This window comes from Dapis brunnea BLCC-M229 (assembly GCF_050015995.1).
Taxonomy (GTDB): domain Bacteria; phylum Cyanobacteriota; class Cyanobacteriia; order Cyanobacteriales; family Microcoleaceae; genus Trichodesmium.
In genome coordinates this window covers 23,627-35,269 of sequence record NZ_JBNHEP010000317.1, presented here as the reverse complement: position 1 = coordinate 35,269, position 11,643 = coordinate 23,627, and the positions used below count along the sequence as shown (strand labels likewise).

General features: G+C 33.3%; 6 protein-coding genes and 1 rRNA gene. 3 read left to right on the top strand and 4 right to left on the bottom strand.

What is annotated here, in order from left to right; genetic code table 11:
* Positions 1 to 90 precede the first annotated feature (90 nt).
* Positions 91 to 207: ribosomal RNA gene (rrf, locus tag ACP6PM_RS36550) — 5S ribosomal RNA — on the top strand.
* Between the two features lie 235 nt (positions 208 to 442).
* On the opposite strand, the gene ACP6PM_RS36545 is transcribed toward rrf, so the two are convergent.
* Positions 443 to 1,624, bottom strand: coding sequence for an RtcB family protein (locus tag ACP6PM_RS36545; RefSeq protein ID WP_426591786.1), 1,182 nt, complete (start codon positions 1,622 to 1,624; stop codon positions 443 to 445).
* Between the two features lie 584 nt (positions 1,625 to 2,208).
* Positions 2,209 to 3,405: an NAD(P)/FAD-dependent oxidoreductase gene (locus tag ACP6PM_RS36540; protein WP_426591785.1), complete on the bottom strand. Its 1,197-nt coding sequence runs from the start codon at positions 3,403 to 3,405 to the stop codon at positions 2,209 to 2,211.
* Between the two features lie 189 nt (positions 3,406 to 3,594).
* Here ACP6PM_RS36540 and ACP6PM_RS36535 point away from each other — a divergent pair, with 189 nt between their 5' ends.
* Both ACP6PM_RS36535 and ACP6PM_RS36530 read left to right on the top strand, forming a co-directional pair.
* Positions 3,595 to 4,185: a hypothetical protein gene (locus ACP6PM_RS36535; RefSeq protein WP_426591784.1), complete on the top strand. Its 591-nt coding sequence runs from the start codon at positions 3,595 to 3,597 to the stop codon at positions 4,183 to 4,185.
* Positions 4,186 to 5,335: 1,150 nt separating this feature from the next.
* Positions 5,336 to 5,941, top strand: coding sequence for a hypothetical protein (locus ACP6PM_RS36530; protein ID WP_426591783.1), 606 nt, complete (start codon positions 5,336 to 5,338; stop codon positions 5,939 to 5,941).
* An 855-nt stretch (positions 5,942 to 6,796) separates the two neighbouring features.
* On the opposite strand, the gene ACP6PM_RS36525 is transcribed toward ACP6PM_RS36530, so the two are convergent.
* Entirely contained in the window at positions 6,797 to 10,483 is a 3,687-nt protein-coding gene (locus tag ACP6PM_RS36525) for a CHAT domain-containing protein (RefSeq protein WP_426591781.1), read from the bottom strand.
* Positions 10,484 to 10,909: 426 nt separating this feature from the next.
* Positions 10,910 to 11,233 carry a divalent-cation tolerance protein CutA gene (gene cutA / locus ACP6PM_RS36520; protein WP_426591780.1) on the bottom strand — a complete coding sequence of 108 codons (324 nt, stop codon included), beginning with the start codon at positions 11,231 to 11,233 and terminating at the stop codon, positions 10,910 to 10,912.
* Positions 11,234 to 11,643: the final 410 nt, after the last annotated feature.

Below are 11,643 nucleotides of genomic sequence, written 5' to 3'. Positions count from 1 at the left end.
ATGGAGCTAAGACACACTAACAGACCGAGGGCTTGACCTCAACTTCAACCTTTGATTTCTGACTATGCAGCCTTCATTGTTTCTTTTATTCCTGGTGTCTATGAGGCTATGGACCCACTCCGATCCATCTCGAACTCGGAAGTGAAACGTAGCGCTGGCGAAGATACTTTGGGGGTCGCCCCATGTGAAAATAGCTCGATGCCAGGGTAATATTTAATGAAGCATCTTTCCTGATATATGGGAAAGGTGTTTTGTTGTTTTTGGCAGTAGTGGATTGACATCTTTATTCTTTTTTTGTTAATATTAGAATATTTAATTTATTGATATCTTCTTCCTAATTATTCCAAGATTATTATTGATTAAAGCCTGCTTCTCAAATTTCGTAAACAGGCTTTTTGTTTTTTTATGGATAAGCAAACAAATAGACAAATAGAGAAATAATTTATCCTTTCACACAGACAACTTGTTTAAGAGTTGCCACAATTTCTACTAAATCAGTTTGCTGATTCATTACTTCTTCAATAGACTTATAAGCACCTGGAATTTCATCAATAACACCACCATCTTTCCGACATTCTACTCCTTCAGTTTGCTTAACTAAATCATCAACAGAAAAACGCTTTTTAGCTTGAGTTCGAGACATTAACCTGCCCGCGCCATGACTACAGCTACAATAACTTTCATGGTTTCCTTTACCTTTAACAATAAAAGATTTTGCCCCCATTGAACCAGGGATAATTCCATAATCTTCTTTCTGCGCTCGCACAGCACCTTTACGAGTTACATAAATTTCTTCACCAAAATGTACTTCTTTTTCAGCATAATTGTGATGACAGTTAACTTCTAATAATGGTTTTGTTGGTTTACCTCCTACTAAGTGCTTTTCAACTATTCTCTTAAAACGAGCCATCATTACATCTCGATTAAACCGAGCATAATTTTGTGCCCATTGTAGATCGCGCCAGTAAGCTGCAAATTCTGGTGTACCAGTGACAAAATAGGCTAAGTCTAAATCTGGCAATTTTGTATCTGCCAATTTTGCTAATTCCTTGGCAGTGTCAATATGGCATTGAGCTAATTTATTACCAATGTGACGAGAACCTGAGTGTAACATTAACCAAACGTTGTTTTCTGTATCGAGACAAAGTTCGATGAAATGGTTGCCTCCACCTAGAGAACCCATTTGTTTGAGAGCTTTACTTTCTAGATTTTTTACTCCTGGATGTAATTCTTTAAACTTTCTCCAATTCTGCCAGTTAGTGACAGATTTTTCTATGTCTTTGTTGTCAGAAAATCCTACAGGAATACTTGCTTCTATATCTTGTCTGATTTTTTTGAGTTTGCCTTCTAGTCGCTCGGCAACAAAAGGCATTTTTACTGCACACATTCCACAACCAATATCTACACCTACAGCAGCAGGAATTATTGCTTCTTTTGTGGCAATGACAGAACCTACTAATGCCCCTTTACCTAAATGGACATCTGGCATTAGAGCAACGTGTTTGAACACAAATGGTAAGGATGCTACATTTTTGGCCATTTTGTGTTCTTGATGCTCTAGGCGATGATTTGCCCAAGACAATACTGGTTTTGGGGTTGAGAGGTTCAGTTTTTCGTATGGCATATTTGATTTTTAGTTATTCTTGATTGTTTATCTATAATATGTAATACGATGTATTATATAGTGATTACGGAATGTTAGGCAAGGATATCAAAATATAGCTATGAGGAGAACGGTAGTTCTCTATAGTAATGGTATACAAGGAACAAGAAATGCCTAGCACGGGAGCAAGATGCTCCCACTACTGTGCCCCCTAACAAAAATAATGACAATGCACGACCACCAGAAGATCTAATAGACATCTCCAACAATAAAAAATAAAATCAATTATCGCACTAGATACATCAAATTTGTCCCCCTACTCTCTACTCCATCTTTTCTGGAGATGTCTAATTAGGGCTTGCTGATTAAATATAAAAGCATTGAAATATAAAGGTTTAAGCCGTTTTACAATCGAAAAAAGTACCATATTTTCAGCTCTTCACGCTCAAAAAGTTAGTATTTTGGGCAACAAGGACAGAAAAATCAAGGGACAAATATATCCGACTATCTCCTCTATAATTCCCCAATTCCCCACGCCTCCTGACTCCTAACTACTCCCTACTCCCTGCTTCAACAAAAAGACTTTTTCAGCAAACCCTAATTAACTAGAGAAAGCGACTAGGAGATAGCTGTGGGATAATCTCATCATTTTCCCCTGCTACATAATTAGCAAATCTTTTAGCTAGGGGAGGTACCAGTGCGAATGGACTACTAAAACCAGAAAAAATATGTATTCCTTCTAGATTAGGAATAGCTCCTATGAGGGGTAAGTCGTCAGCACTGTATGCTACTAAGCAGTGATGCCAGGTTGCTGGTAAATTTTCTAATGCAGGCAAAATTTTTCCTATCTCTACTCGCATAGCAGTTTCACTTTGAATAGGATCGACTTTAGCCTGGGGGTCAGTGAGTACGCGGGAAATTTGACCTATTCTGATGCTACCGTTTTTAAATTGAATTGCGCCAGCGTCTAAGCTAAATGGCACAAACTCGTGACCAGGTTCATCCCACATTTGCTCAAGCTCAATTGTACTTGTAACAGCTTCAGAATTTAAACGTTTCTCTACTGCTGGTATCACAAGAGTATTTAGTTGCACTTCTACGGGAGGAGTTTCTAACATTTCAGCATGGGTGAAATAAACACGGGTAGGGATGCCTGCTGATTTTAGGAAGTGACGGGAAATTCCACCTGCACAAATAACAACATTAGCAGCATGATAGGTTTTATCTGTGGTGTAGACTCCGGTTATGCGTTTGGGGTAGTGATGCAGATCATTATTGCCAGTTTTGACTAACCCAGTTACTTCTAAAATTTCAATTTGACCTCCTAACCTGATAAATGCTTGACAGTATCCTAAAGTTATGGCTTCTGGAGAAACATGACCGTGGGTAACAGCGAAAGCTCCTGCGATCGCCTGTTTATTTAGTAAGGGTTCCATTTCACAGGCTTCTTCGACACTTATGAGGCGAGGTACAATATTACACTTAGAGAAATTAGTAGCTATTTTTTCTGGGTCATATTCGGTGGCAATGGTTAGCAATAAATCTAGCTCTCGAAATTGAGTATCTGTTTGTAATTCTTCAGATAGATAATGATGGTGTTGTTTTCCTTCCTGAAAAAGTTGATTGGTCAAATCTGTAGTTCCAGACCAGTAGGGTAAACTAGCATAACTATAACGAGTTGCACCTTTTAAAGTAGAATATTTTTCTAACAGGAGTACAGCAAAACCTTTTTTTGCCAGTTCATAACTAAGAGCTGCCCCAGTTATACCACCTCCGACTACAATCCAATCGTAACTTTTCATAGATTTTTTAATATAACACTTTCCTGATATAATAGGACTTACGCAAAAAAACCGGGTTTTTAGGATAAATCGTTATTTTTAACAATAAACATTGGCTAAAAACCCCGGTTTCTGGGGTTGCCTGCGTAAGTCCTGATAATAGTAGGTATTTAACTAATAACAAAAATTAGATTGTTTAGCTAAACAATTATGCAGTTTATTAATCAGTTATTCAACATAAATACTGGACTAAAGATTGCAATTTGTAGACCTATACTTATATTGCTATTAAGTGTAATTTGGCCTACAATCAGCCTAGCACAGTTGCCTCGTTTTGATTCTCCTATACCTAAATCCGCTTCTCAAGAAAAAAAGTCTTCGACCGTATTACCTTCAAATACTCTTGAAAATCAGCCAAGTCAGCCTTCAGAAAAATCAATTGTTAATGACTCAACAGCTCCTTTACCTAGAGAAAGACAATTGCCTCTTGGAATTATCAAACCTGTGAATGGTTTTGTCAATATCAAACTCACAAATAAAACTGCTGCTAAAATTTCCTATGAAGTAATTGGAGATACTACACAACGTCAGTTATCAGGAAAATCTGAAGTTATTTTAAGGACATTGAAAGTGCCTGTGAATATTACTTTCTATCGGGAGAAGGGAGGCTTTTTATTGATAAAACCACAGCTCATTGCTGAAAAGGGTCTTTTAGAGCTGATTATGACTGAAACTAATGATTTCAATTTGGATAAATCTAGTTTGTTAATTGAGGAAACTGGAAGTTTATTTTTAAATTAGTTATTGCTTAAATGTTAGTTTTTTTTAATTATATAGCAATTCCCAAAAGCGTGAGGTACGCGCATTCGTTGGTTTTAGGAAACAGGGAATAGGGAATAGGGAACATAATACAAATAAAAATATTTTTACCTCATTAGGCACAGAAACACTATATAGATTTTTTGATTAAATTTGTTGATATATTTCCTCAATAATTTTTGATAGATACATATATACTCTTACAAAGAGTAAGTGGTATTCTTTACCTGAAAGAAGGTTTTAGGTTAATAGTTCAATGTTTTATGTGGGATTCAACCCAAACCAATTATAGAAACCACAGATGAGTTGTTTGGGATTTTCAAGGCAATTGCACAGCAATATTTATAACACTTTTCAAATCAATTACCGAAAAATTAAGGTATAAAGCCCCTCCATTCATGGAGAAAAAAGCGGTCGTTTGCGGAGCAGTCCGTAGGATGGGATGGCGAGGTTTCCCGCTCTTACAGAGCCGCTCCGCTAAGGCCATATTCAATCGACCAAGAGAAGAAAAAAATTCCTTTTAGCCAATCCTTCTATTACAGAAGAGGTAATTATTAATTATTCATTATTCATTATTGAACTCATGTCACAAGCAAAATATTGTAGGGACTTTCCATGAAAGTTCTCTAATGTAATCTACCAAAATGAAAACTGCTTTAAACTAAAACCTTTGTCTGGCAATAACCCAGTATGTAATATGAAATACGTTAATGTTTGCTACCAAAGATTGATGGGGAGATGGGAAGATGGGAAGATGGGGAGATAGGGAGATAGGGAGATTCATATATTTGCACAATTTTTTGTATTTCATATAAATATTTCTCTCCAGGTACTTACAAGCTATCAAATTTTTAGTGTAGTTATGATAACTTTAATATCTTTAATCAGAGACTTTCTTAAGAAGTAAATTATAGTAGTTTTATTGATAATAATTATGAAGTAATTAATCTAAAGAAAATAAATTTTATCAATTAAGTAGGTATAATTTTTAGAGAAAATTTTTCTATAATTTTTGGAATTTTTGTATATAATTATAAATAGTATCATAACCAGTAGATAGATGACTGTAGACTGTCAAGCAATAAGCCATAAATGAAATGGTTGAATTTCTTTACCTAGGTATTTGGTGAATATGTCTAACAATGATCGAGAAGATAAAATTCAGGTACATTTTCAATTAACTCGTGGTAACTGGGAACGTTTCCAAGTAAAGTGTAAGGATAACGGTGCTTCCATATCAGAAGTTCTACAGTTGTTAGTTGAGCTTTATTTAGCAGAAGAAATAGATAATTATCAAAATTTTTTATCAGTTGGTTTGGAAACTAAAATTGATGCAGAAATAGGAAAGTATATAGGAAATAAATTGGATAGGTATATAGATAAATACATAGAAAAAAAGTTGATTCAAGGGATTGAAAAAATAGATAAAACTGAAGAATTAGTCACTACTAAAAATAAGAATAAATTAATTAATGTAGGAAATAAAAGCGAAGTAGTTAGAGATAAATATCAAGATAGAAAAATATTAAGAAAAGAAAGAATTGATAAAAAAGAAGTTAAAAAAAATCAATTTAACAATGAGGGTAAAGAATTAAAAACTGCACGAGAGCTGGGAGAATTGTTCGGTTGTTCTCCTGCGTATATAACGACTCTTAACAGATTAGGTGATTTAGAAAAAAGAGGGTGGAGAGATTCTGGAAAGAGACAAGGTAAAGCTATTCTTTATCAACAGATATAAACCTTTGAAGTGACAATACTTTGAGAAAATTATACCTGTTAAATGAATTATTGATTGGTAAGAGAGTGCTTGTCAAATTGGTATAATTATAGTGGCTTTGACAAATGTAGACTACAGAAACAAGATAAGTATATTTTAAGTTTGATAAGTTACAGACCTGATAGTTGTATTCTATCTTAATGAAAGGCTATATAAATGGATTTGAGATAATCTATTGGCAAAATATCTACCTTTCTTTCCTAGAACATTTTTTTCTTTCTTGCTTAACTAAATATAGCGTTTCTCAAGTTAGTGAGGTACAGTTGTTTTTATTCTTTTCTATTACCACCGAACCAGAATTACTACTCCCTACTTCGTACAGACGTTGCATGCAACGTCCCTACCTACTCCCGCGCAACAAACCAATTTTGTACCTCACGCTTTTTGGGAATTGCTATAGCTATACTAAATTAGTAAATATTTACTATAAATCCCTATTCTCAGTTAATGTTCCAGTTTTTAGCTGATAGCTAGTTATACTATTTATAAAATTATAAAAAGTAATATTACACTTGGAAACTGCCAAAATAACCATCAAAATAACAAATATTATTAAAAAATTACATCACGTCAATAAATGGTATCTAGAAATATAAATTCCAAGTAGAGCAAAATTTTTGAGAATTGGTATTAATTTTATAAGTAGAGATGTTTACCAAAAACATCTCTAGTAGAAAAGGTTCTATTTTATCTTTTCCTGTATGAGTTTAATACCCAACTATCACTGGAAGTTTCTACAAGTTTTTGTGGTTTCTAGAAGTGGAGCTACTTCTGTTGAGTATCCCCCATTACTATGTCTGATAACTTTTAAATGTTTTAAGAAATACCTTGGGAAATAAAACCTGCCCAGTAATAAGGATGAGTAAATGGAAAATTATCCTGACAAAACCATGATAACTTTTCTTTTTCTTGTTGGATTTTTTCTGGATTTTCGTGTTTCATATATTGCTCTAGATATTCTTCTAATTGCTTTTTATAACTCCTAAGTTGAGTTCCTGTTAAATACCGAAGTTGATTTTGAGCTTTTTGTAATGCTTCAGAATGCTTATGCTTATATTGTTGGCGATTTTGATAGTAGAACAGGCAAAATAATGCTGTAGTTAAATCTTCTACTGACCATAATGAACTAATTATATGACGGGCACCTACACTAAGAAAAGCAGTAGCAAATGTGAGGATATCGTCGGAAATTTCAGTTTGATTTAGGTTGATTTCGCAACTAGAAAGAAATACATCAAATAATTTAGGTAACTGCCAAGTAAAAACCTGACTAAGAGGTATATCGCCATCAAATAATTTCAGTTTTGATGCTAAGGGGTTAACTATATTTGCACTAGAAAGGTGACTGGAGTGTAGCACTTGTACTTGTTGAATAAAGTTTTGGTAATTATTAATTGTTGCTTGGCTATATTGCAGACGCTTTTGGGGAGAAATTAAGTGCATATTTGCTATATTTTCGCATTCATATCTTGTATAAAACTTATTATCTATAGGAGTTTCCACAATGCCCATTTTACGGGGATTATAAATTAGCGATTGCTCTGAACAATAACTGAGAATTTGACAACTAGGTACGATTCTTAAACGGAAGTAATCACAAAAATATTTGGTTTCTTTTTCTCTAATAATTGGTAAGGCAGCATAAGGTATTTGATGTAGGTATAAATGAGGAACTATAATTAATTCTTTCGCCTCAGCTAGTTGTTCAATCAGTTGATTTAATTCTAATCTATTTGCTAATTCTGAGAGAAAAATATTCATCTGATTATGCCACTCGCTGCGATTTTTGCCATAGGGTTTTAACCAATTATGATGTATCCAATTCTGTAGGTTTTCAATTCCTTCTCCTTGGCAAATATGAACATTAATTTGCTGGTGAGTCAGAATAAATATATAAGTATTGTTTCTAGTGGAATAAAAATCAAGAACAGCAGTTTCCTCATCTTTAACTAACTGCTGAATTTCTGCGAAACTTAGATATGTAACTTGTAATTGTTCTGCCAGTACACGATTACTACTCCGGATTTTTTCCCAAAGTTGTTGTTGTTTTTCTCTCAAGACAGCGATTTTTTCTTGACAAAAAAAATTAACCGGATACAACTCTCCTGATTCATCAATTAGGTTATACTTTTGACTGTCTTGAGTGGGTCTTACATTCTGTTCGCGAAGCGTTTCCGCAGGAAATGGAGACCTCAGAATTACACACTCGCTTTTGACTTTTGAATTTTTACTTCCTCGAAGCGGTTGACTCTCAGATTCAATTTCTTTGATGGAAAACTGACTACCTACTGTCATAGGTTTATTAATTCTACTAACATCAAAATTTAGTTGATTAATTTGTTGTTGTAGATCATAATATTCTTCTACTTCTGGTGATTTTTCCTCGTCTTGATAAATGTCATTAATAGTTATTAACTCTACTAAACGACGAGAGCGGGAAGCTTCTACATATTCTAATGCTTGTTCATATTTTCCAATATTGACATAACACTCTACGATGTTGCCATAAATATAAATTGATTCGGCTAAAATCTCTCGGTAAGATGACTCACTTTTTGCCAAACTTTGAGTCATTTCTAGCAAATTAATTGCTATTTGATAACTTTCAATAGCAAGTTGCCAGTTTTGTTGCTTAAATTCTAAATCTCCTAATTTTCGATAAATTTCTAGACACTCTAATGGAAAACTTTCTACAGTAATAATCTTCAATGCTTCTTGATATGCTCTAATACCTAAGTCAATATTTGGCTGAAAATTAGCAATATCTTTTGTAGCTTTATAACTATAAGCATCTCCAAGATTTTTTTGAATAATTCCACACCATAAAGTAAATTTTTCTGGATTAATAACTTCCAGCGCTTGTTGATAAAATTTAATTGCTATTTCGATATTTTCAGCTCTTTTTTCTGTTTCTCTATTTAGGTAGGCAGTGCCGAGATTAATTGAAACGATCGCCCAATCTAAGAAATTATCTACAGTAAAAATTTTTAACGCTTCTTGATAAGCTGCTATTGCTAATTCAATATTTTCGCCGACTTTTCCTCTGACTCTATTTAAGTAAGCTGTGCCAAGATTTTTTTGAATATTTGCCCAGTGGCTAGGTTGATTTTCCTGGTTAATAATTTCTAATACTTTTTGATAAACGTCTATTGCTAATTCAATATTTTCCTCTAAATTTCCTGTAATTCTATTTAGATAGGCATTGCCTAGATTACTTTGAGTTATTGCCCAATCCAGAGAATTTTCTGACTGAGTAATAACTTGTAATGCTTGTTGATAAGCGTCTATTGCTAATTCAATATTTTCCTCTAAGTTTCCTGCAATTCTAGCCAAGTAGACATTGGCTAAATTATTTTGAATAGTTGCCCATTTTTGGGGGAAGTTTTCTTTGGTAATAATTGGCAGTGCTTTTTGATAAGCAGCGATCGCTTCTTCAATATTCTTCGTTTTATCTCCTTCAATTCTACAGCTATAAGCATTGGCTAGATTACTTTGAGTTATTGCCCAATCTAGAGAATTTTCTGACTGAGTAATAACTTCTAATGTTTGTTGATAAGCCTCTATTGCTAATTCAATATTTTCCTCTAAGTTTCCTGCAATTCTAGTCAAGTAGACATTGGCTAAATTATTTTGAATAGTTGCCCATTTTTGGGGGAAGTTTTCTTTGGTAATAATTGGCAGTGCTTTTTGATAAGCAGTGATTGCTTCTTCAATATTCTTCGTTTTATCTCCTTCAATTCTACAGCTATAAGCATTGCCTAAATTATTTTGAGTTATTGCCAAATCTTGGGGATTATCTTCTTTATCTATTAGATTCAATGTTTCTTGATAAATTTCTATCGCCTGTTCAATATTTTCAGATTTTTCTCCATATATTCTGTTTAGATAGGCAGTGCCAAGTTTGTTTTGAATGCTTATCAAATGATGAGATTCAGAATAATTTTCGTAAAAAGTTAATCCTGTTTTATATCCAGTAATTGCTATTTCTAAATTATTGGCTTTGTTTCCAAGGGGAAATTTTTGTATCTGATTACTAAAATTAACTATATCTACAGCAATTTGATCGGCTTCTTCTGGTTTTGTTTCTTTTAAAGTTGAGGTTGCCCAAGTTTGTAAGGTTTCTACTAAACCTTCGTCTAGTTTGTTGAGGTTTTCTTGCAAAATAGGATGAATAATTTGAGGATTTTTTTTGCTTTCGTGAGTTGCTTGTAATACCTGGGTTAAAAATTCTAAATATTCTAAAGGGGTTGCTGTTGCTGAGGTGTTTTCTGTAATTGAGATTTCTAATTTTTCTGATAGTTGTACTGCTAAGGTAAGTAGGATTTCTTTAACTTCTTGGTTTCCTTTTTCTCCTGATGTCTGTGCCACCATTGTTATTGTTTGGAGTAATCCTTTATCTAATAATTCTTGGTGACTTGCTAGGATTTGAGCTGTTTTTTCTGTGGGGGTGCTTAAGAGTTTTTGAATGAGATTTATATAGGTTTGGATGCGGTTTTGATTCATTATTTTATTTACTTTTTCTGTACCAGTCTTAATACTTAGGTAGTACAGTTGATTACCTCTGAAATCCGTAAAGTATATCTAATTATTATGTCTGATTAAATATTTATCATCGCTATGGCGGATAGCGCAATAGTCAATTCATTTTCTCAAGCACTCCAAAAATCTGGTGGATGAGACTACCTCAGTTAATTATTGCGGATAGCGCAATAGTCAATTCATTTTCTCAAGCACTCCGAAAATCTGATGTATGAGACTACCTCAGTTAATTATTGCGGATACCGTAATAGTTGATTCATTTTTTTAAGCACTACAAAAAGAATATAGTTTTATAATTTATATTAATCTATTACCAGCTTACAGATTTTTTTCCTCATTACTCAAAGATAAATATTCTCAAACTTTAGTTTAAGTCATATTTTCTTCAACTCAACCCTTAATTTGTTCAGCCATCCACTGCATATAAGGAGCATAACCAGAAACAATTGGTAGAGTAATTATTTCTGGTATTTCGTCAGAGTGTAATTCTGTTAATTTTGATTCTAGGATGTCAAACTTATCTAAATCTGTTTTAATTAATAAATTATAGGAATCTTCTGAACATAACTCTCCTTCCCAATTATAAATTGAGTGAACTGGAAAGATATTTACACAAGCTGCTAATTTTGATTCTACTAAAGATTTGGCAATTACCTTAGTTTCATCTAGAGAAGGAACATTTACGAAAACAACACCATAATTAGTTAAACTCATAACTTTATTTTGATTTTCCTCTGAGTTTTTAGTTGATTGATATTGAATTTAGTCAAAAGCTGAATTATCTGGCACTAGCAAAACTAAAAGATAGTTTTATTGTAAGCATTCAGCCTTCAGCTATTAGCTATAAGTTATACCAATTTCATAAAATATTGCTACAGTCACGACACAGGGAATAGGGAATAGGTATGAAGGGAAAGAAAATAATAATAAAAGATGAAAAAATATTTGATTTTTACAATTTATGGAATTTATAATTTTTTATTGTAGGAATAAATCACAATCTTAAGATGTAACTGCCTTTTTGGAATTTGGTATTATTAACTCATTATGATACCAAAGGAGGAATTAGTTTCCAAGGAGAATTAAAAATTATCAAGAAAAAGGTCATTAGCTAATCTTAGTAA